The organism is Enterobacter sp. KB-280D8, from assembly GCF_041399405.1.
In the GTDB taxonomy this organism is placed as follows: Bacteria; Pseudomonadota; Gammaproteobacteria; order Enterobacterales; family Enterobacteriaceae; genus Enterobacter; species Enterobacter cloacae_N.
The window spans coordinates 565,304-586,081 of the sequence record NZ_JBGKEC010000001.1; the positions used below are offsets into that span (position 1 = coordinate 565,304).

At 54.3% G+C, this 20,778-nt stretch carries 20 protein-coding genes; 4 read left to right on the plus strand and 16 right to left on the minus strand.

All coding sequences use genetic code 11. The features are described from left to right. Window positions 1-25: 25 nt before the first annotated feature. From AB8818_RS02755 to AB8818_RS02770, 4 genes are all read right to left on the minus strand, one after another. Window positions 26-394, minus strand: a complete 369-nt coding sequence (locus tag AB8818_RS02755; RefSeq protein ID WP_059354588.1) for a hypothetical protein — start codon at window positions 392-394, stop codon at window positions 26-28. Window positions 395-481: 87 nt separating this feature from the next. Continuing rightward, entirely contained in the window at window positions 482-1,042 is a 561-nt protein-coding gene (locus tag AB8818_RS02760; protein ID WP_192982501.1) for an RNA polymerase sigma factor, read from the minus strand. A gap of 5 nt (window positions 1,043-1,047) precedes the next feature. After that, a complete protein-coding gene (locus AB8818_RS02765; protein WP_192982238.1) occupies window positions 1,048-1,467 on the minus strand; it encodes a hypothetical protein in 420 nt (139 codons plus the stop codon). Window positions 1,468-1,643: 176 nt separating this feature from the next. Next, window positions 1,644-1,865 (minus strand): hypothetical protein, encoded by a 222-nt coding sequence (locus AB8818_RS02770; RefSeq protein WP_192982236.1) that lies wholly within the window; start codon window positions 1,863-1,865, stop codon window positions 1,644-1,646. A gap of 69 nt (window positions 1,866-1,934) precedes the next feature. Here AB8818_RS02770 and AB8818_RS02775 point away from each other — a divergent pair, with 69 nt between their 5' ends. After that, window positions 1,935-2,183: a hypothetical protein gene (locus tag AB8818_RS02775; RefSeq protein ID WP_226857547.1), complete on the plus strand. Its 249-nt coding sequence runs from the start codon at window positions 1,935-1,937 to the stop codon at window positions 2,181-2,183. On the opposite strand, the gene AB8818_RS02780 is transcribed toward AB8818_RS02775, so the two are convergent. The 12 genes from AB8818_RS02780 to AB8818_RS02835 all read right to left on the minus strand — a co-directional run bounded on the left by AB8818_RS02780 (window position 2,169) and on the right by AB8818_RS02835 (window position 17,508). Beyond that, the gene (locus AB8818_RS02780; RefSeq protein ID WP_371199752.1) at window positions 2,169-3,284 is read right to left on the minus strand and encodes a hypothetical protein; all 1,116 of its coding nucleotides are present in this window, start codon (window positions 3,282-3,284) and stop codon (window positions 2,169-2,171) included. The genes AB8818_RS02775 and AB8818_RS02780 overlap by 15 nt on opposite strands. Beyond that, window positions 3,284-4,843 (minus strand): DUF3696 domain-containing protein, encoded by a 1,560-nt coding sequence (locus tag AB8818_RS02785; RefSeq protein WP_192982234.1) that lies wholly within the window; start codon window positions 4,841-4,843, stop codon window positions 3,284-3,286. Before AB8818_RS02785 ends, AB8818_RS02780 begins: the two co-directional genes overlap by 1 nt. Window positions 4,844-5,146: 303 nt before the next feature. Next, window positions 5,147-5,575, minus strand: a complete 429-nt coding sequence (locus AB8818_RS02790) for a hypothetical protein (protein WP_226857545.1) — start codon at window positions 5,573-5,575, stop codon at window positions 5,147-5,149. Between the two features lie 9 nt (window positions 5,576-5,584). Beyond that, entirely contained in the window at window positions 5,585-6,259 is a 675-nt protein-coding gene (locus AB8818_RS02795) for a hypothetical protein (RefSeq protein WP_226857544.1), read from the minus strand. 264 nt (window positions 6,260-6,523) lie between these two features. Then, on the minus strand, window positions 6,524-8,074 hold the full coding sequence (locus tag AB8818_RS02800) for a methyl-accepting chemotaxis protein (RefSeq protein ID WP_192982232.1): 1,551 nt from the start codon (window positions 8,072-8,074) through the stop codon (window positions 6,524-6,526). 89 nt (window positions 8,075-8,163) lie between these two features. Further along, window positions 8,164-9,180 carry a LacI family DNA-binding transcriptional regulator gene (locus AB8818_RS02805; RefSeq protein ID WP_116339792.1) on the minus strand — a complete coding sequence of 339 codons (1,017 nt, stop codon included), beginning with the start codon at window positions 9,178-9,180 and terminating at the stop codon, window positions 8,164-8,166. A gap of 28 nt (window positions 9,181-9,208) precedes the next feature. Next, window positions 9,209-10,615, minus strand: coding sequence for a sucrose-6-phosphate hydrolase (locus AB8818_RS02810; protein WP_192982230.1), 1,407 nt, complete (start codon window positions 10,613-10,615; stop codon window positions 9,209-9,211). Next, complete coding sequence (locus tag AB8818_RS02815; protein WP_192982228.1) at window positions 10,615-11,985, minus strand: sucrose-specific PTS transporter subunit IIBC; 1,371 nt, start codon at window positions 11,983-11,985, stop codon at window positions 10,615-10,617. Before AB8818_RS02815 ends, AB8818_RS02810 begins: the two co-directional genes overlap by 1 nt. 66 nt (window positions 11,986-12,051) lie before the next feature. Next, complete coding sequence (locus AB8818_RS02820; protein WP_116339786.1) at window positions 12,052-13,569, minus strand: carbohydrate porin; 1,518 nt, start codon at window positions 13,567-13,569, stop codon at window positions 12,052-12,054. 172 nt (window positions 13,570-13,741) lie between these two features. Further along, window positions 13,742-14,632: an aminoimidazole riboside kinase gene (locus AB8818_RS02825; protein WP_192982226.1), complete on the minus strand. Its 891-nt coding sequence runs from the start codon at window positions 14,630-14,632 to the stop codon at window positions 13,742-13,744. An 88-nt stretch (window positions 14,633-14,720) separates the two neighbouring features. Further along, window positions 14,721-15,932, minus strand: coding sequence for a diguanylate phosphodiesterase (locus AB8818_RS02830; protein ID WP_192982223.1), 1,212 nt, complete (start codon window positions 15,930-15,932; stop codon window positions 14,721-14,723). Window positions 15,933-16,026: 94 nt separating this feature from the next. Continuing rightward, on the minus strand, window positions 16,027-17,508 hold the full coding sequence (locus tag AB8818_RS02835; RefSeq protein ID WP_192982221.1) for a carboxylesterase: 1,482 nt from the start codon (window positions 17,506-17,508) through the stop codon (window positions 16,027-16,029). A 266-nt stretch (window positions 17,509-17,774) separates the two neighbouring features. Here AB8818_RS02835 and AB8818_RS02840 point away from each other — a divergent pair, with 266 nt between their 5' ends. The 3 genes from AB8818_RS02840 to AB8818_RS02850 are packed head-to-tail and all read left to right on the plus strand — an operon-like array spanning window position 17,775 to window position 20,764. Then, window positions 17,775-18,629: a MurR/RpiR family transcriptional regulator gene (locus tag AB8818_RS02840; protein ID WP_163329486.1), complete on the plus strand. Its 855-nt coding sequence runs from the start codon at window positions 17,775-17,777 to the stop codon at window positions 18,627-18,629. Between the two features lie 12 nt (window positions 18,630-18,641). After that, window positions 18,642-19,217 (plus strand): D-alanyl-D-alanine dipeptidase, encoded by a 576-nt coding sequence (ddpX, locus tag AB8818_RS02845; protein ID WP_166711233.1) that lies wholly within the window; start codon window positions 18,642-18,644, stop codon window positions 19,215-19,217. Window positions 19,218-19,231: 14 nt separating this feature from the next. Next, window positions 19,232-20,764 (plus strand): ABC transporter substrate-binding protein, encoded by a 1,533-nt coding sequence (locus AB8818_RS02850; RefSeq protein WP_192982218.1) that lies wholly within the window; start codon window positions 19,232-19,234, stop codon window positions 20,762-20,764. Window positions 20,765-20,778 lie beyond the last annotated feature (14 nt).

The following is a 20,778-nucleotide window of genomic DNA, read 5'->3' on the forward strand; positions in this document are numbered from 1 at the left end:
AATTATCGTGTGGTGACGATGATTTTCATTCACGGAAAACGCAGTTTTTAAGGTGTATTCTGGGAGGCGGTGCCTGAACGGGCTGTTCCGCGGGAGCGAATGCCCGCCCTTGCGTAAGCAGCTGTAACAGCGCGAAGAAGATAATGATGGCCGGTAGCGCGCCGTCAAAGAACAGCGGCTGGGCACAAAGAAGCGACTGGGCGCCTAACTGGCAGGGCGATGGCCCGGACTGCTCGGTGCTGCTTTGCGTTGGGGCATCTGCACTCAGTGAAATCTGCGGATCCAGTCCCTGTAAAAAATGGTTGAGCATCACCGCACGCTGCACGAGGCAAAGCGCCATCGCGAGACAGGTGATAATCAAAAGCCATTTTCCGAGGAGCTGACGGTTGCGCATAATATTCCAGAGTAACAAGACGCCCCGATCATAAACGATAGTAATGAATCTACAAGTGCCCGGAGTGTAAGGTTTTGTCTGTCGCCGCTATTCACCCGTCAGCGCGTCGTAGATATCCCGCAGCCGAGTACGCAGAAACAGCACCGCCTTGTGCTTGCGGGATAATAGCGCCTGCTCTGTGGCCCCCGTCTCCTCTGCCAGCATTTTAATGCTGTAGCCGTGCAGCTCGGTCTTCTCAAACACCTCGCGCTGCGGCGGCGGCAGTTCAGACAGCGCCTGCCCCAGCTCTTCCCACAGCAGCGTTTTGAGATACTCCTCCTCTGGCGTTTGCGGTACGCCGAACAGGGTTTCAGCCAGCTCGTCTTCCGGGAAACCCTCGTCGTCATCCCCCGTAAAATAGCCGGAGAGCGAGACCTCACGCTTTTTACGCGCCCGGTCGGTCATCTCGTTACGCGCCGCACGAAACAGCCAGGCGGCGACGTTTTCGACCGGCTGCTCCACTTTCATCAGCTGATAGGTGACTTCCTGCAAAATGTCGTCGGCATCATCGCGAACGGACGTCCGTCCGCGAATGAAGGCTTTCAGCCGGGCGCGGCAGGCATTGAGCGCCGACATCAGCATGGATCCGCCCGCCTCCCCGGCTTTCATTTCGCTCACTCGGCTTCCGGCGCTTTTGGCGCGGCGTCATCGCGCTTATCGTCACGATGACCGTGCCAGCCGCAGTGACCACGACCCTGGCGACCAAAGCCTTCGCGCCGCTGCTGAATAAACGCCTCACGCTGCTCGGGCGTCATGTTCATCCAGCGCTCGTGCATCCGGCGGTGCGCGCCAAACATCCCCGGGCGGAAACCCAGCCCGCCGAAAAGAATGCGGCTCAGCACCAGAATCCCCAGCGCCTGCCAGAATCCGATGGCCTTCACGCCGAGGATCGCCGGGAGCAAGGCGTTCCACAGGGACATCACCAGCAGGCCGAGCACGATGAAAATTACCGCGCCGATGATTAAACCCTTGCCCATACGGTGGCGACCGAATCCGCGCCCGTGACCCCTGCCGTGCAGTTCAAAATCTCTCATGGTGTTTACCTCGTTTACAGTAACTGATTATGGCTTGTGATGAGGTAGACGGATGAGGAAGAGAAATATTGCTGGGGTGAATATAAAATTTTTTGTGCTGTCGGATTTGGAGTCATAGCTGTTAGAGCTGGCGGGCGCTATGAGTCTCCTTGAGGCCATCACTTTTTTCGAAAAATTCACTTAACGAATGCGATAGCGATGGCTGCCAGTATGATTGACACCAGTGCGAGGAAGATGAGCGAGGATAAGAGTGGATTTAACAAGCCACCTAAACTGGTGAAGTCGCTGATACGTCCAAGTTGCTCGGACGTGCATACACGCAGAATGATCTCAGGAATAATAAGCAAAAATATAATGACGGTCAGGACATAAACCAAAGCACTCTTGCGCTTTCCCATTTCCGTTGTTGCTCCTCTATCAAACATGATAAATGATAATAAGGTAATGATATTGCAAGGTTATATAAAATGGCACAAAACTATTTGCAACTGAAAATGCAGTCGAATAAACAGTTAGCTATTGCACTAACAAACTCACTTCGAGACATGCATGAAGACCATATGGCAACCCTGGAAAAGGTGAAACAGGGCACACAGCGGCTGGTTAGCTACGGTGCATGCCTGATGCCAGACGAATATTATCGTAACCAATCGCTAATAAACATAATTTGCGGTGAAGGTTTTCCCTCACCGCTTTTAACTTCAACTCAGCCTTGATTTTTTACAAGGCCCGCAACTCCAGCTAAAGAAATTCTTACCTAACGCATACCATTTATCATATAACTTTGGACTCAAAGGAGGGTTATACCTCCTTAAACTACCTTGATTAATATGTTTTAATGTATTGCTGAGCAAACCATCACCGAACCCATCATAAGTCAAACATGAAGGCTTACAATCACATTTTTTGGAGTCAATGCAATCACATTGAATATCATCGTTAAGTTTTTTCAAGATTGGGCGCCAATAATCCCCATGAGTATTATCGAGTTCCAAAGCAGTTTTTAAATCAAATCCTTTCTTATGATCAAAATAAAATTTTGCCGACTCATCGATTGAACATATTTTTTTAAAAAAATCAAGCGACTCTTGTTTTTTAACTAACAAATTCAAATCAGATAGTACTTTTTCAATTGTCTCAAAAGGTACCAGCGACTCGATTTCATGCACATCTAAAATCTCTACTAAACCTGACTTATTGGTTTTAGATTTGATAAAATGAGCACTAGTCCCTCCGAATGGAGCTCTAGGATGCTTCTTATCATTATCAACTATGCAAAACGCAATTTCGTTGTTTTGTATGGTCCGGTCAAAAACATCCTTTGTACTCCCACCGCCACCATTTAACGCAATGAAATTTATTGAACACCCTGACAATGACTCTTTTCTAGCATAGAAACTGGCAACTATCTTAAAAAAATCAGAATCTAAGGGATTTTCACAAACTATTTTGGTTTTCTGTAGTTGGGATGAGTCACTAAAGAATAAAGGGCCACAGACAAACTTATACCTCACACCCAAATCGACCCAACTAAATGAATTATCACGAATTGAAAAATCTATAGAAACATAAAAAGATACTTGATTGATGATCGAATGGTACTCTAGCAACCCAGATAAAGCTTCAGAAGCAAAATGCTTTGAAGATGTACTATAAACATCGCCCTGTGATTCAATTATATTCTTAAAAAAAGCCCTTTGTGCAATTAGCAAATGCTTTTCTTCAGCAAATGAACGCAGAATATTCTCAATTGAAATTATATAATCTTTATTGAGAACATCCTCTTTAGTCGCATTTTCAATTTTAATCAACATCATTATCTACCTGAAAAGAAACCTACGGGCCAGTTCTGGAGGTAACCATCTTCGTTGAAATAGGTTTTTTTGACGATGGTCTGCTGCTTTGAATTTTTTTCAAAGACTAAAACTGAAACATCATCTTCTGATAATCCCACCTCACCTTCAATGCACTCACCTAAAGCTTCAATCATTGTTTGGCTATGTGTTTCAAAAATTATTTTTAGATCAATTTCATTCTCTTTTGCTTTAGTAACAACTTTTGCAAATATCTTTGCCAAGTTATGCTGATATGATGGATGTAAATGAAGTTCTGGTTGCTCAATGATAAATGTAATAGGTCTTCTCGGACTACTAGCTCTACGTTCCGTTTCAAGCCAAATTGCAGCAACGATAGGTAGCACTTGAGAATAACCAAACCCCATATCACTTATATTATAGTTTTCAGCATTGTCACCAGTATTAACTAGGATAGCGAAATGAGAACCCGATTGTTCGACTTTAATAATAAAGTCGAAGTTAGTCTTGGTCCACTCTTCAAATTTTGCTTTATCTGTTGGCCTTAATGAATTGAGGAGCATCGCTAAATTAGACCCAGTATGATCTATTTCATTTACCTGTAAATCTTGAAAGCGATAGAATCGTTCTGAAGTTGCACGCAGTGGCGCAATATATTTTACATTTCTAAATGAATCTGCTAAAGATGTGTTAATTATATCAATAATATTATTAATATTCCAACCAATGACAAAAGGATATAACTCATCCATAATGTCATCTTTATGTTCTTTGAGATTCTTAGTGAATATTTTTTGTTCTTTGAAGAGGAATTTCAAAAGCGAATGTGCATGTTTTTTTGGCACGAATCCGATTTTTTTAAACGATTCAGTGATCTGACTAACGTCGGAATTTATATGGAAATAATTCCTTATCGATTTCGACGCTGCGTCAATAAATGATAACTCTAAAGCCCTGTCACCTCGAGGATGTCTTATCGAAAAGAAAGTTGGCGACGTTACTGTCGAATCCTCTTTACCCTTGGAATGCAGGCTAGGGATGAACTGGCCAAGATTCCTAGCAACAATACCTTCACGCTCTAAAGTCCTTCCTTTAGATTCTATTTGCAACTTCACATTGCTATTCTCGTCAAGAGATATTGTTATGATACCATCATCCAAAATCAATTTTATATTTTTTGTCTTAGTTTTTTTATCCTTAGAATAAACCGTCAATTCAGTTTCAATATTTGTAACCGTTTTGGCAGAATCATTAAATCGATAATAAGCGTATCTTTGCGAAATTTCCGGCGGCACAGAAAGCGAAAAACTAAAAGTAATTTCTTTATTCTCTGAGTTTCGAGACAATACATCTGTAAAGTCACCAAAGTCTACAAAACGCCCATACCAAAGGATAGGACCTGTGGTATTTTCTTCAACAGATTGACGCAGCAGAGGGAACGTACGTAATAATGAGCTTTTGCCGCTACTGTTTTTTCCAACAAATACAGTGATTGGTTTGAGATCTATAAATGTTTTATCCACAAAGCTTCTAAAATTTTGCAGGCCAATGCCATTAATCATTTTTATTCATCCCTAAGTAAAATTTACGGCTCACTTAAACTTATGAATTAATATATTGCTTTTAGTTCTATCGCGCAATGCTTTCCCCGCCTCGTCTGCCCGCTTAAGGGTGCGATTCTAATGCAGGTGCACCAGGAGCCCCGAGCCGTGCCAGCGCTGCAGCTGACTGGCAAACGCTGGAATATTAGACGGATGCAAACTCATGCACCTGATGCATGTAGAGCTTAAAAATGAGAAAATCGCGAGTAGATGGCGTAAAAAGACCGGCATTCTGAGTGTCGGTCTTGTGGCTTATTTCATGCATCAGTTTTGCCATGATATGATGTCGTCCAGACCAGAGAGCAGGTCTGGAAAGTAACTTTCATCGATATCGAAGGAATCATCCAGAGTAATACTGTCAGCATGGTTTTCAGGCTTAAGTACCATACTAACGCCAACAGCCCCGGCAAAATGTGCCTGATGAAACTTAAGCACAACCTGCTCGAATACCGAGGTTAAACTAATATCCTTAAATCTCTCACCTGTCCTTAAGGCCTGATGGAAACCATGTGTATCATTCCTGAACTGCTCCAACTGACCGACAAAAAACTCTGCAGCAAACTCTGTTTTTAAGGCAGGGATTGAGAATTCAACCCAAACCATAATACGGCTATAGGCAGGCTCTTCGGGCTCAGTCAGCCTTTCATAAGGCGTTAATTTAAGGTGCCTGTCACCGCTTGTGATATCTATCATGATCCCCCCTTACGGCATGTACTGAAAATGCATGATAGTCCAGTCAGTTTCCCTGACCAAAACCTCAAGACGGTAAGACTTATAAATATAAGTGCCTTTATTTTGCCTGTCTTCCACAAGCTTATACATTCGAGCCTCGTAACGGAAAAGCCCTGGCTTTTTGAGAGGGTCCGGCGTTCTGATGCCATAACGAATGGCCTTTTCCTGAATCTGTAAAGGCACATAACGACCTGGGGTCAGCATGTGTTTTGCAGATGACTCACTCATCCTGAGCGCGCGAGCTGATAAGCCCATTTTAAGACGGCCACGCAAGAGACTGATGGTAGCCTCACTGAGTCTCACAGTTACGGCGGCTTTGACACCACTTTCCAGTAACGCCTTACCTGCTCGAAAAAGACGAAATGCACCAAAAGCAATTAAAGCGAGGTCTGTTGGGTCAATCAGGGGGGGTTCTAATGGCGCTTCTTCCAGCCTGACAAACATGCCGTCTGCATCATAAATCTGCCACAAACCGGGAGCCTGAGCGACGGAATAACCAATACACATCCCGCTTTCGTCATCAACGATGGGTTTTGAGTTCAATGGAGGATTGCGGGGGCGAAATTCGAAATATTCACCGGCTGGCAATGTAGACTGGAAGGTGTAGAAACGTCCCGGCTCGTCTGTAATTAATCCAACGCTCATTGTCATGATTTCCTTTTGGGCTAACCTTTGAGTCATCATAAAGGACGTTTTTACTTCAATCTACTTTCCTGACCCTGATTTATCGACTTAGAAGCTAACGACTCGTAGGGCTCGTTGTTCAACACCACCGATACTGAAAGTGAGTTTCAGCGCCGGCGGCGTTTGCTATCGTAGACGTGGCGGCGGAATTAAGCACCAACGAATGAATCACTGGTGCTCTTCAAAACATTAAAAAGGCCCCCTCAGGAGCCTCCCCTCATTCAATCAAGCCTGCACCGGCAACCTAAAACTCGAAATACTCCGTGAAAGCTGCTGCGCCTGCTCTTCCAGCGAGGCCGCTGCGGCGGCGGACTGCTGCACCAGCGCGGCGTTCTGCTGGGTCACGCCATCCATCTCGGTCACCGCCTGCCCGACCTGGCTGATCCCGCGGCTCTGCTCTTCGGAGGCGACGGAGATCTGCTCCATCAGCGTATTCACTTTGTTCACCGACGAAATAATCGAGTCAATCACCTCGCCCGAGCGGCTGACCAACTCCGCACCGTTTTTCACGCTGGAGACCGACTGCGCAATCAGGCTCTCGATATCCTTGGCTGCCACCGCGCTTTTCTGCGCCAGGGTGCGCACTTCGCTGGCCACGACCGCAAAGCCGCGACCTTGCGTACCGGCGCGCGCCGCTTCAACCGCCGCGTTCAGCGCCAGAATATTGGTCTGGAAAGCGATGCTGTTAATCACGCTGGTAATGTCTTCGATGCGCTTCGAGTTCGCCGCGATGGTGTTCATCGTGTCGATCACTTCACGGGTCACCGCTTCACCGGTATGGGCATTTTTCACCGCGTCCTGCACCAGTTTACCGGCCTGATAGACGTTGTCGGTATTGTTCGCCACCGTCGCGCTTAGCTCTTCCATGCTCGCTGCCGTCTGGGTCAACGCGGAAGCCTGCTGTTCGGTACGTGACGCCAGGTCGATATTCCCGGAGGCAATCTCCTGCGCCGCGTGCGTTACGGTATGGCTCGCATCGCGCACCTGGGCGATGGTCGCGAGCAGTGCCTGACGCATCTGCTCCATCGAGCCCATCAGGTGGTCGATTTCGTTATGTGAACTCCCCTTCACCGGCACCGGAGTGTCCAGCTTGCCCGCCGCAATCTGGCTGCAGTGCTCGCGCGCCAGGTTAACCGGGGCAAAGACGAAGCGCTTCATAAAGAGGCTGACCGCGACAATCACCGCCAAAAACAGGCAGGCAATAACGGCAATCATCGCCAGGCCGGACACGAAATTACTGCGCGCATCCTCGTTCAGGCTTTTGGCGTATTTCTGGTGGACCGAAAGCACCTGGTCGAGAACGATTTCGTACTGACGGTCGAGGCGGGAAACTTCCGGGATCAGGGCGTTAAATTTAGCGACATCGTGCGCCGCCGCGGCATCGATCAGCGGTGCCAGCCCCTGATTGCGGTAGTTTTGCCAGGCGTCCTGATAGGCACTCACCAGCGGCGCTTCATCCGTCAGACGCGGCGAAGCCATAAAGGCCGCAAAGGCATTGTCGGCTTTGGTCAGCGCCTCTTTCACTGCGGCAAGCTTTGCAGACTCGTCTGTCGAGTTGCCCGCTTCCACCATCTTCACGTACTCCATCACCCGCACGCGCAGCGTACGGCTGTGGTTGATGGGGTCAATAATCGACAGCACCACCTGGATCTCTTTGTTCACGTTATCCAGGGAGTTATTACTTTTAATGATGAGGCCAACGCTCGTCACGGTGCTGACGATAAAGAACAAAAGCAGCGAGAACAGGACAATCAGGGACGACTTTTTCAACGACATAAACCAATACCTCAAGGAGAATTATTCCTTATGGTTATCGGCGCTTCCAAAACTTAAATTAATTAAAGTTATTGATGTATCGCGCGGGGCTATACCGCTGGCTTATAGCGCCGCTGCAGAGTGGCATCCAGCTTGCGCTGCAATGGTTGCGGCGTCTCCCCTTCGATCAATTTACCAATCAGATCAAAGCAGTGCCACGCCAGCTGGCGGTTGTCCTGACGAATGGTATCCACCGGGATCGTCAGCGAATCGTAGAGATAGTGATCGTCGAAGCTGGCTAACCTGATATCGCTTTGCAGCAGATTATGCTGGCCCATATAGCGCAGAACCCCCTCCAGCAGCCCACAGGCGGCGGTGAACAGCGCTTTTGGCGGACGCCCAAGGCGGGCGCAGAGTTCGGCAAACATCTCGTACCCGGAGCTCGGGTGATAGTTGCCGTGAACGATCCACTCGGGGCGCAGCGCCACGCCGGCCTCTCTCAGACCTTGCTTAAACCCTTCCAGGCGGTCGCGCGTCGGAGACAGGCGCGGCTGTCCGCCGAGGAAGTAGAACTCATCCGGATGCTGACGCGCAATGTCCGCTACCAGCGCCGTCGTCGGGGTAATGGAGTCGGTGATCACCAGCGGCAGCGCGCTGTCGTTCATGTGGCGGTCAAAAAGCACCACGGGCAGCTGCTCGCTGAGCTTCAGGTAGTCCGCATCGTTCAGCATGCTGGAGGCCACAATCAGCCCGTCCACCTGACGCGCCACCATGTTGTTCACCACCACTGTCTCCTGCCCTGGGTTTTCATCGCTGCATGAGATCAGCAGCTGAACGCCGGCCTCGCGGCACAGCGTCTCCAGCTCGTGAGAAAACACGGCAAAACCGTAGTTGGTGATCTCCGGAACGACAAGACCAATGGTGTGGCTGCGGTTATCGCGCAGCGACCGGGCGTGAATGCTTGGCTGATAGTGGTGCTCTTTTGCAATCGCCAGCACACGCTCGCGCGTCTCTTCCGCCACGCGAAGCTCTTTGCTACGCCCGTTCAGGACCAGGCTGGCGGTGGCTTTTGACACCCCCGCCAGCTCCGCGATGTCTTTGATGGTGACGCGTTTTGTTTTTCTCACAACGACTTAGATCCGGCTGCCAAAACCCTCATTCTATCATGCAGGCGCGCAGCGACCAGTAGCGTAATGTGATGTCGGACGCACCTTCGAATCGCACCCGGGCCGGATGGTCAGGAAAATAGCGGCTGCTCATCACCCCTTCACCGTGATTGATGAAAATTTCAACGCTGGAGCAGTCGCACAGAACGCGTAAATGACGAACCTCCCCCTGCCAGTAGCGAGTCAATGTTTCACCGGTTTTCAGGCCCGCGCGTTCAAGGCGTAAACCCTGCTCATCGACCGTGAGGCGCAGCGCGCCGGCAAAATCGATATTCACCTGCGATGCGCCCAGCTCAAACTCCAGGCGCGTCGCGTCCAGTTCCGGCGCCTCGCTGGCGCGCCCCTGCCAGCGCTGCTCATCTTCACGCAGCGCCGCCAGCTCGCGCGCCGGGGTCTGCCAGAGCCTGCCGTCGCTAAAGCGCAATTCTCGCGGGCAGGTCATCTGGTGCATCCAGCCGTGCGCCCGCGTGGGCTGAAGCATCTCTTCCCCGTCCGGTACGCCCATCCAGCCGATCAGAATGCGGCGTCCGTCCTCCGCCAGCGCGGTTTGCGGGGCGTAAAACTCAAAGCCCGCGTCCAGCTCGTGCAGCTCGCCGTGATCGAATGCGGCGTTTGCATAGTCAAACGCCCCGCTCATCCAGGTGGCCGGATAGGTGTTGAGATAGCGATGCGGCTCGCGCGCCAGCCCCTGCGGGCAGCAGATCAGCACGTGCGTTCCGTCGAGGGCGAACAGGTCCGGGCACTCCCACATGTACCCTGCGTCCGTCAGGCCGTTGACCCCGTGACCGGCGATCTCCCCGCAGGACGCCCAGGCGTGCAAATCGGCTGATTTAAACAGCAGCACTTTGCCGCGCTTTTGCACATCCTGCGCGCCGAGCACCATGTACCACTCCCCGTCGTGTTGCCACACCTTCGGGTCGCGCACGTGTCCGGTGTAGCCTTCCGGCAGCGCCAGCACCGGCCCCAGCTTCTTAAAGGTTCCGTCCGCTTGTTCCTCCGCCAGGCACTGCCAGGCGGTGCGGCTGCCATCATCAAACTTAACGTTGCCGGTGTAGCACAGCGTGAGGACGCCGTGGTTGTCCACGGCGCTACCGGAGTAGCAGCCGTTGCGGTCATACGCTTCGTCGGGCATCAGCGCCAGTGGCTCGTGCCGCCAGTGCACCAGATCCGCAGAGCTCCAGTGCCCCCAGCACTTAAAGCGATGCTCGCAGTCCAGCGGGTTCCACTGATAGAACAGATGGTAGCGTCCGGCAAACCAGATAAACCCGTTCGGGTCGTTCATCAGCCCCGTCACCGGCGCGGGGTGCCACTGCGGGTAGTGGCTATCCGCCTGCGCGCGGGGCTGACCTTTCATAACGGCCTGCAGGATCGCAGGCCAGCGGGAAGGTAACGTCATTATTCAGAGTCCGTTTTATATTTCAGCAGCAGCGAGACGGTAAACGCCACGCCGAAGGCAATCACCATGCCGATAATATAGTTAAGGAGCGAGCTGGCCTGCACGATAGCCATGCCCGGAATAGCGGTCAACCCGACGGCGGTCATGTAGACATGCACTGACACCACCCAGGCCCCGCCCGCCGCGCCGCCGATCAGCGCAGCGATAAACGGCTTCACGAAGCGCAGGTTGATACCAAAAATGGCCGCTTCGGTAATGCCCAGCATGGCAGAGAACGCCGACGGTAAGGTAATGGCTTTGATTTTGGCATCTTTGGTTTTGAACCACACCGCCAGACAGGCGCCGCCCTGCGCCACGTTCGCCATGGCCCAGATCGGTAGCAGGAAGTTTACGCCAATCGACGGGTTACCCAGCAGCCCGGCTTCAATCGCGTGGAAGCTGTGGTGAATACCGGTGATCACAATCACCGAGTAAAGCCCGCCGAACAGTAGCCCGGCCAACCAGCCCGCGTGTTCAATCAGCGTGCTCAGGATAAAGGAGATGCCGTCGCCCAGCGCGCGCCCCGCCGGGCCGATAATCAGCAAGGCGATAAAACCGGAGATAACGACGGTGAGGAACGGTGTCAAAATCAGATCCAGCGCGTCCGGGATTGCGCGGCGCAGGTTTTTCTCTACGATGCTCATAAACCAGACGGCCAGCAGCACCGGGAATACCGTGCCCTGATAGCCAATCATCGCGATCTCAAGGCCGAAGAAGTTCATAGTGTGGAAGCCGGAGGCCACGCCCCAGGCGTTGGTCAGCGCCGGGTGGGTCAGAATGCCGCCCAGCGTCGCTCCGAGATACGGGTTGCCGCCAAACTCCCGCGCGGCGGTAAAGCCGATCAGAATAGGCAGAATGATAAACGCCGCCGAGCTGCACATGTCCAGCATGATGTAGAGGGCATTATCCGCGTTGACCCAGCCGTAGGTTTTCACCATGCCGAGCAGGCCCATCAGCAGGCCGGAAGCCACAATCGCAGGAATGATCGGGACAAAGATATTGGAAAGCAAACGCGCAATGCGCTGGAACGGGTTCAGCTTGCGCGCCGCGATATCCGCCGCTTCAGACTTGCTGGACTCGCTAATCCCCGCCTCCTGAATAAACGCGGCGTAGACTTTATTCACCACGCCCGTGCCGAAAATCACCTGCATCTGCCCGGCGTTACGAAAACAGCCTTTTACGCCGTCGACCTTACCGATCGCCTGCTGATCGGCAAGCGCGTCATCGACCAGCACCAGACGAAGACGCGTAGCGCAGTGCGCCGCGCTGGCAATATTTTCCTTACCACCGAGCAGCGGAATAAGCTCGCGGGCGATTTGATTAACATCCATAGATACCTCTGCCTGACTTCTTTTTATGATGTGCGAAACGCCCCCGCCGGGCGGGAACGTGATGGGTTAAAACCAGGTTTCCATCTGGACCCCAAAGTTCCATTCCCCGCCGGCGTTGAAGCCGCTGCTGCCAAAGGCATCATCGCTGGCGTAATTATCGAGCTTGCTGCTCCAGTCCATCCAGGTGGCAAACAGGCGCAGCTCCGGACGGCTGAAGAAATCGCCGATTTTGCTCGCTTTTAACGTTGGCGCAAAGGTCAGCTTGTAGAAACTGCCGTTAACGGCGTTGCGGTCCTTATAGCCTTCCGGATTTAAGTCCATGTACTGATAGCTTCCCTCAAACGCCAGCGCGAAGTTCTGGGTTACCTCTTTAATCAGGCGGGTGTTGAGCGTCACCCACTCATAGCTGTCGCCCTTGACGTAGCGATCTTTACTGCTCTGCGCCAGCACGGCAGGCGCAACGCTCCAGCCACCGCCGATTGGCGTGACACCGTAACTTGCGAAGCGCCAGGTATCAGCATCAGACAGCAGCGCGCCGTCGGAGCCGATGCTTTTTACTTCCGCACCCAGACCGTGGCCGTACAGCAGCGCCGTTTTGGCACTTCCTTCACGCAGGCCGTAGAAGCTCTCGTTGTGCAGCCCCACCAGGGCATGAACGCCGTTATTTGCCGCGTCGGTTTTAATGAGATCGCCGTTAGCGTCTTTCCGGTCGTCGTTATCCTTCGCCCGCAGGCCGCTCACCATTACCTGCAAAGGCCCGGCGAAGTGGTTCATGCTGAGGATGTAGTTCTGAACGTTGTTGTCTGTCTGCTCCACGCTGCCGAAGTTGCGGCCGTAGATCGAGAAGTTGCTGCGCAGTGAATCGTTCCACTTCACGTCGTAGACGCCGCCGCCGGTACCGGCCAGAAACACCACGTCGGAATCCAGCCAGTGAATATCAAAGTTGTCGCGGTCGAAGCGTTTACCCGCCCAGAAGGTACTGCCCTTCAGCGCGCCGGTAAAATCAGGCAGGTTGCCCAGCTCCGCAAAAGCCTGGCGAATGTTGAGATCGCTGGTATCGGCTGACCAGTCGTTATAGGTTCGCTGACCGTCGGCCAGCATCGCCTTGAAGCGCGTGGTCGCCCCGTTATCCAGAGTTTGCTTGTGCTCCAGGTTCAGCTCGACGTAGGTGTCGGCTTCGTTACCCAGACGCCCTACCGCACCGCCGGTTTCCCCGGCCGGGGTCAGGTAAGGACCGCTTTTGCTGCTGGAGGCCGCATCGTTCATCAGCAGGCCGGAACGGGCGTAGCCATGGAACTCAAACCCGCTGCTCTGGTCCGCTTTTTTCTCCAGCGCGGTGGTGCGCTGCGCCACCGCCTGGGCCGTGGTTTGCGTCTGCTGCTGGGCGGCTACCAGCTGCTGCGTTTTTTGTTCGGCTTCGGTGGCCCGTTTTTCAGCGACCTGCGCACGCGCTTCAGCAGCCTGAAGGCGCTGCTCCATTGCGGCAAGGCGCGCTTCGATACTTGTCATATCCGTCTGAGCAAAAACAGAGGTACTGCCGGCCAGCATGCCTATCATCACGGCAAGTCTGCGTTTTTTATACATTTTGTCGCATCCCTAAAAGTATTAATCGAACGTGCTAAATTGCTAAACCGGTTTAGGTTGCTGATACTAAACCCCGGAATTTTGGATCGGCAATCTTTTTTGCTAAACCGTTTTAGTAAGTGTGATCGAGGCGACAATTCAGGCCGCCGGTCGGCGGCCCGTGAAGGAAGGATTACAGGTCGTGCTGCCAGGGCAACGCGGTCATCGCCCCCTTTGCCGTGGTGGCTAACGCGCCGCAGCGCTGGGCTAAGGCGATTACCGGGACCAGCTCCTGACCCGCGGCCAGCCCGTAGAGCAGCCCGGCGACGAAGGCATCGCCCGCGCCGGTGGTATCAACGCATTGCACAGGGTTAGCCGGATAGTGTTTCACCACGCCTTGGTGCCAGGCGATAACGCCCTCTTTACCCTGCGTCACCAGCACCAGACGCGCCGGGCAGCGCTGCATCAGCGCGTTCAAACCGTCTTGTACATCCGTATCGCCGGTTAAAAACGTCAGTTCCTCAACGGAAAGTTTCACCACGTCGGCGCTCTGCAGGGCCTGTTGCAGGCAGCGACGCAGCGCGTTTTCATCCGGCCAGAGGTCAGGGCGAATATTGGGGTCAAAGCTTACGTAACCGCCCGCTTTCCGGATGGCGTCCATCGCCTGAAAGGTCGCAGAACGGCTCGGCTCTGCGCTTAACGCGATGGAACAGACGTGCAGCCACTCGCCCGCGCTGAACGTCGGCAGGTCAGCGGGTTCAAGAAACAGATCGGCGCTCGGCCGCACCATGAAGGTAAACGAGCGTTCGCCGTGATCGTCCAGATCGACTACCACGGTAGAGGTGCGGTGCGTCGGGTCAAGGCGTATGTACTTCACGTCGACCCGCTCGTTAGCAAGAGTTTTCGCCATAAAGCGCCCGAAAGGATCGTCGCCAACCCTGCCGATAAACGCGCTCTGACCGCCCAGACGGGCAATGCCCACCGCGACGTTTGCCGGTGCGCCGCCGGGGCACTGCAGTAATTTCCCTTCACCATCGGGCAATAAATCCACTACCGCATCGCCAAGTACCCAAATTTTTTCCATGTGACCCTCGAAGCTAAACTATGTTAAACCGTTTTAGCTATTTAAGCACAGGCAGACCAAAGGGGAAATAACGCGGGAGGAAAATTGCCTAACGTTTCAGATGCGGCCAGCGGATATCGCCGACGCCGTTAAGCTGCGGACGAGCAAAAAGAAAGCCCTGGAAGCGGCGGATCCCGGCAGATTCGAGCCAGCACCACTCCTCTAACTTCTCGATCCCTTCGGCCACCAGGGTAATTTCAAGATCGGAGCAGCAGCTGATGATGGAGCGCACAATCGCCTGCTTCGGGCCGCTGAGGTGGATATCGCTAACTATCTCCCGGTCAATCTTAATTTTATCCGGCTGGAACCGGGTCAGCAGCGAAAGACCGGCATAGCCGGAACCAAAATCATCAATTGCCAGCCCAACGCCCTCGCCGCGAAGCTGCTTAATGGCGCTGTTGAACTGGTTAAGTCCGGAGATCATCTCGTTTTCTGTGATTTCAATAACCACCTGCTCCGGCTGAAGCCCATGCTGTTTAATCTGATCAACCAGAAACGCCACTGCGCCAGGAACATTCACCAGCGACATCGGCAGCAGATTGACCGCAATCTTATGGCTGCCAATCCCCAGCTTTTCGGCCAGCGCGAAGGCATACGCTTTCGTCTGTAGATCGACTTCATAAACTTTGGCCGGATCCAGAGAGCTGAAGAAATGCTCCGGGCTGCCGCCGTCATTGCCGCGGATAAGGGTTTCAAAGGAGCTGATCTTGCCTTCCGAGGGCTCAACAATGGGCTGAAGCGCAAACTGGCAATGCTGGCTGGCAATCAGACCCAGGCTCTCACCCAGAGGCAAGGTTTCCGTTGAGAGCGTCCACTTTGCCGGATCGTAGCGTCCCCCCGACGGGGCCGGACGTTTGCCCATAATAAAGGTCTGAATAAATTTGAACACCCGGTCATCGGATGTCAGATAGCTGTCCAGCCTGCTGTAATTCAGAACCGACTGCAGCACCTCTTTCGGTGACTGCGTCTGCAGATCGAACAGCAGCATACCGACATTTTCAAAACGCCTGCGCGGGCCATAATCCCGCATCAGTTCAACCACCCCACTGTGCCGCTTGTCATCGCGGATTTTATGGAACAGCTTAACCACGCTCTCCTCAGAACCTTCGAGTATTTGCAGCACGTCACTGCCCTTTGCGAGCAAAACCCCGGTGATATTCAGATTGGCATTGCGGATCCGGGCGTGCTCCACCAGCTCCCTCAGCACGGAGGACTGACAGGATAATTTTAACTGGCTTCGGTAAATCAGCGTGGTCAGCACAAAAAGGTGTTCCGATGAATGAAAGGTGCCTTAAAGCTACTGTTTAACATACTTTAACAATGTGACCTAACACATTCACACCACGTATAGAACGCTACTTTTTCTCGTCGCCAATCCGGCTGTTAATCCTCTCCTGCATATAGCCATAAAACGGGTTTGAGGTGACCCGCATCAGCGCCTCTTTTCCGACGCTCAGCACGGACGTTTCTCCCCACAGCGCAATCGTCCCCAGGCTGATGCCATAGCGGTTTTTCACCCCAGGTTCGCGACCATAGAGATCGTCATCCGGCGGGAACGGCACCGCAACGTGCGACAGGGAATAGACATCCTGCGGCCAGGCCTGCGCAAGCGGCACAACCGTCTCCCGCATGCTGCCTGCCGGGGTGGTTTTCGCCACCGTCGAGAAACTGTGCTCGCTGGCATTGGTGATAATCGTGACACTGTAACGTCTCTGCGCAACCGGCAGAAGCGCCGAGGTTGCTGTCCACGACGACGGCTTGAACAGCGGACGGAAGCTGGCCGCCTGGTTGATATCAAACACCACCAGTTCGCTGCCGTTTGCCGGAAGCTGGTCAAACAGGCCGGTCACCACCGCGCGGGTGCTGACCGTGGAATCCATGACCGACTGGAACGCCAGCACCGGCGGCAAATTCGCCAGCCTGTTTTCCCGAGCCTCGCGTCCTGTCTGCTCCTGCAGGGCCTTCGTCAGCAGCCAGGACTGGCGGGCTGCGTTCACCGGGAACGAGTTGTATTTATACGGGTTATATTCCGGGGAGATATTCAGCCACGCCGCTTTGGCAAACGCCGGCAGCAGCGCCGGTAGCCCGGCGAAACCGGCAAACCGCGCAAAGGCCGTCACGCCGATCATCGGTGAAAGCAGTACCACCTGCTGCGGCCGACGAAGCGCAGGTGATTCCAGCGCATCGAGGGCATATTTCATCGCCAGCGCCCCGCCGTTGGAATAGCCCACCAGATGCAGAGGCACGTTCTCCCCCGCCAGGCGTGTGGCTTCCCGCACCGCAAGACGCGTTGCGGCGAGCCACATCTCCCAGTCAACGTCCGTCAGCGCACCGGGCGCGGTGCCGTGTCCGGGCAGGCGCGGAGCCACGGCCACAAAGCCGCGCTGCTGATAGTTCTCGGCGAGGTGCCTGACGCTGTAAGGCGAATCCGTCAGCCCGTGCAGCAACACCACCGCGCCGCGCGGCTTCCCGGCAGGCATCAGCACAAAGGAGCGGTTGGCATCGGGCGTAAACTGCCCCGGCCATACCAGGCTCTGGCGATAATAACGGTTTAGCGGCGTTTGTTCCTCGCGCCCCGTTTTCGCCGTCACGGCGTTATCGAGATCGGCGAAAATGGCGTTTTCCCGGGCGACATAACCGGCAAAGTCGGCGTTATCCATTTCACGTTCGGACATCTCATCTGCCCGCCAGGTGTGCCAGAGGTGCAGTTCCGGCCCCTGCTGCGAGAGATAAACCCGCACCGCCAGCAGGACGACAAGGACGATCCCCACGACCATCCCTGTTTTCTTTGCAAGCGCCACCAGGCGCATGCTGATTCGCCAGGGCAAATTCGCCATGCCGGGATCCTTTTTATGTTCACAATGCTTCTATCTTATCAAAAATGTGAACGGGCTGACGTATTCACCAAATTCATACCTGCCGCGTCAGCCACTGCACCAAAAGTGAACTACGCTGCACAAATGTTGATCATCGGTTAACCAAATATTGCATGAAGTTTACAGCGCAGCGGGTTTTGACCGCCCTGTGAAAATGGCACGCGTCATGCATTGTTAACCGGATAACACACATCCAGCTTTTGACAGCCAGTTAACAGCGAGGCGGTATGACGACGAAACCCGAGATGTTGAGCCGTATCGAAGCGACGTTCAGCCAGCTCACGCCCAGCGAAAAGCGGGTCGGAAGCTGGCTGCTGGCGCACGCCGCGCAAATCCCGTTTGAAACGGCGGAGAGCGTCGGCCAGGCGAGCGGAACCAGCGGAATTACCGTCGGACGCTTCCTGCGCAAGCTGGGGTATCGCAACCTGGAAGATGCCAAAAAAAGCCTGCGCGATCCGTATCAGCCCTGGGGCATGAACGAGCGGCTGGACTCCTGGCAGCAGCAGCCCCCCCTGCCCAACCGCCTTCAGCACGCCCTGGCGCTGGAGGTGGACGCTATCGCGCAGGTGTATCAGCTGGCACAAACGGACGCCTTCCGGCAGGTGGTGCACAACCTCGCCCACGCCGACGCGGTGTTTGTGCTGGGGATCCAGTCCACGCGCGGGATTGCCAACGCCTTCTTCAGCCACCTCGAATATCTCCGTCCGCGCGTGAGCTATTCAGAGGGGGCTTCCGGCAGCTGGGTGGAATCCCTGAACTCGGGTTTTTCGCACCCTTATGTTGTGCTGACCGACACGCGCACCTACTCGGCGATGGCCCGCCAGTACTGCCGCGTCGCCAGCGAGAAAGGCATTCCGCTGGCCTTGATCACCGACATCTGGTGCCCGTGGGCTCGGGATTACCCGATGGATTTACTGCAGGTGAAAACCGATACCGGTCATTTCTGGGATTCACTTGCCCCCGTGAGCTGTCTGTTCAACCTGCTGCTGTCGGGCGTGGTGGAAGCGCTGGGTGATGCACTCCCGGCGCGCCTGGCGGTAAACCGACAATTACAACAAGAGTTTGGTCAATTCGAACGCTAAAGGAGCGGAGCTATGCCCGAAGAGAGTGAACTGATTGATGTGGCGAAGACGTTTCCCACGCTGCACATCGATCTGAAGTACGCCACCGCCGACAACATCACCGGCCGCCCGATCTATCAGGAGGCGCTGTGCCTGCTGCATACCGACGCGGCCACCGCGCTGGCAAAAGCCATCAGCATTGCCGCGCTGGCCGGGCTGAAGCTGGTGGTCTACGACGCCTATCGCCCGCAGCAGGCGCAGGCCCAGCTGTGGGACGCCTGCCCGAACCCGGAATACGTGGTCGACGTGGCGATTGGCTCTAATCACAGCCGCGGGACGGCCATCGACGTCACCCTGATGGACGAACATAACAGCGTGCTGGATATGGGCGCCGGCTTTGACGAAATGCATGACCGATCGCATCCCTATCACCCTTCCGTACCCCCGCACGCCCAGCGCAACCGTCTGCTGCTGAACGCCATCATGTTCGGCGGCGGTTTTGTGGGGATTAGCAGCGAATGGTGGCACTTCGAACTGCCGAACGCCGCCAGCTACCCGCTGCTGGAAGACCGTTTTGCCTGTTTTCCCCTGACGCACACCACTCTTTAACCTGGAGCACTGCCATGAAAACAACGCTTCTCACAACCCTGATTGCCGCCACGCTGGTTTTAAGCCCCCCGCTGGCGCTGGCTGCCGTTCCGAAAGACATGCTGGCGATCGGTAAAGCCGCCGATCCGCAAACGCTCGACCCTGCCATCACCATTGATAACAACGACTGGACCGTCACCTATCCGTCCTACCAGCGTCTGGTCAAGTACAAGCCTGGCTCTACCGAGGTGGAGGGCGATCTGTCGACGGGCTGGAAGGCATCCGACGACCAGAAAGAGTGGACCTTTACCCTGGCGGATAACGCCAAATTCTCCGACGGTACGCCGGTCACCGCCGAGGCGGTCAAGCTCTCCTTTGAGCGCCTGCTGAAGCTCAGCCAGGGGCCGTCTGAAGCCTTCCCGAAAGATCTGAAAATTGATGCCGTGGATGACCACACGGTGAAATTCACCCTCAGCCAGCCGTTCGCGCCTTTCCTCTACACGCTGGCAAACGACGGGGCGTCTATCATTAACCCGGCGGTGCTGAAGGCGAATGCCGCTGACGATGCGCGCGGTTTTCTGGCGCAAAACACCGCCGGCTCCGGGCCGTTTATGCTCAAAAGCTGGCAGAAAGGCCAGCAGCTGATCCTGGTGCCTAACCCCCACTGGCCGGGCGACAAGCCGCACTTTAAGCGCGTCTCGGTGAAAATTATCGGCGAGAGCGCTTCGCGCCGACTGCAGCTTTCCCGCGGCGATCTGGACATTGCCGACTCTCTGCCGGTCGATCAGCTCTCGGCCCTGAAGCAGGAAGGCAAAGTCGCCGTCGCCGAATACCCGTCCCTGCGCGTGACCTATCTCTACCTCAACAACAGCAAAGCGCCGCTCAATCAGGTGGATTTACGCCGGGCTATCTCCTGGGCGACGGATTACCAGGGGATGGTAAAAGGCATTCTGAGCGGCAACGGCAAGCAGATGCGTGGCCCGATCCCGGAAGGTATGTGGGGCTTTGACGCCGCGGCAATGCAGTACAGCTTCGACGAGGCCAAAGCCAAAGCGGCGCTGGAGAAGGTCAAAGACAAACCCGCCAGCCTGACCTTCCTCTACTCGGACAACGATCCGAACTGGGAGCCAATCGCCCTCTCCACTCAGGCCAGCCTTGGCAAGATCGGCATTAACGTCAAGCTGGAAAAACTGGCCAATGCCACCATGCGCGACCGCGTCGGCAAAGGCGATTACGACATTGCCATTGGCAACTGGAGCCCGGACTTTGCCGACCCGTACATGTTCATGAACTACTGGTTCGAATCGGACAAAAAAGGGCTGCCGGGCAACCGTTCGTTCTATGAGAACAAAGAGGTCGATTCGCTGCTGCAGGCCGCGCTGAAAACGACTGACCAGGCGGAACGCACCAAAGATTACCAGCAGGCGCAAAAGGTGGTCATCGACGAGGCGGCCTACGTTTATCTGTTCCAGAAAAACTACCAGCTGGCGATGAACAAAGAGGTCAAGGGCTTCACCTTTAATCCGATGCTGGAGCAGGTATTCAACATCGCCACCATGAGTAAATAACGGTTCTCGCCGGG

Coding starts and splice junctions, on each gene's coding strand:
- AB8818_RS02785 (WP_192982234.1), bottom strand. CDS start 4,843: ATGATTAATGGCATTGGCCTGCAAAATTTTAGAAGCTTTGTGGATAAA.
- AB8818_RS02755 (WP_059354588.1), bottom strand. CDS start 394: ATGCGCAACCGTCAGCTCCTCGGAAAATGGCTTTTGATTATCACCTGT.
- AB8818_RS02835 (WP_192982221.1), bottom strand. CDS start 17,508: ATGGCGAATTTGCCCTGGCGAATCAGCATGCGCCTGGTGGCGCTTGCA.
- AB8818_RS02815 (WP_192982228.1), bottom strand. CDS start 11,985: ATGGATGTTAATCAAATCGCCCGCGAGCTTATTCCGCTGCTCGGTGGT.
- AB8818_RS02810 (WP_192982230.1), bottom strand. CDS start 10,615: ATGACGTTACCTTCCCGCTGGCCTGCGATCCTGCAGGCCGTTATGAAA.
- AB8818_RS02780 (WP_371199752.1), bottom strand. CDS start 3,284: ATGATGTTGATTAAAATTGAAAATGCGACTAAAGAGGATGTTCTCAAT.
- AB8818_RS02760 (WP_192982501.1), bottom strand. CDS start 1,042: ATGAAAGCCGGGGAGGCGGGCGGATCCATGCTGATGTCGGCGCTCAAT.
- AB8818_RS02770 (WP_192982236.1), bottom strand. CDS start 1,865: ATGGGAAAGCGCAAGAGTGCTTTGGTTTATGTCCTGACCGTCATTATA.
- AB8818_RS02790 (WP_226857545.1), bottom strand. CDS start 5,575: ATGATAGATATCACAAGCGGTGACAGGCACCTTAAATTAACGCCTTAT.
- AB8818_RS02825 (WP_192982226.1), bottom strand. CDS start 14,632: ATGGAAAAAATTTGGGTACTTGGCGATGCGGTAGTGGATTTATTGCCC.
- AB8818_RS02840 (WP_163329486.1), top strand. CDS start 17,775: ATGACGACGAAACCCGAGATGTTGAGCCGTATCGAAGCGACGTTCAGC.
- AB8818_RS02800 (WP_192982232.1), bottom strand. CDS start 8,074: ATGTCGTTGAAAAAGTCGTCCCTGATTGTCCTGTTCTCGCTGCTTTTG.
- AB8818_RS02850 (WP_192982218.1), top strand. CDS start 19,232: ATGAAAACAACGCTTCTCACAACCCTGATTGCCGCCACGCTGGTTTTA.
- AB8818_RS02820 (WP_116339786.1), bottom strand. CDS start 13,569: ATGTATAAAAAACGCAGACTTGCCGTGATGATAGGCATGCTGGCCGGC.
- AB8818_RS02795 (WP_226857544.1), bottom strand. CDS start 6,259: ATGAGCGTTGGATTAATTACAGACGAGCCGGGACGTTTCTACACCTTC.
- ddpX (WP_166711233.1), top strand. CDS start 18,642: ATGCCCGAAGAGAGTGAACTGATTGATGTGGCGAAGACGTTTCCCACG.
- AB8818_RS02765 (WP_192982238.1), bottom strand. CDS start 1,467: ATGAGAGATTTTGAACTGCACGGCAGGGGTCACGGGCGCGGATTCGGT.
- AB8818_RS02775 (WP_226857547.1), top strand. CDS start 1,935: ATGGCACAAAACTATTTGCAACTGAAAATGCAGTCGAATAAACAGTTA.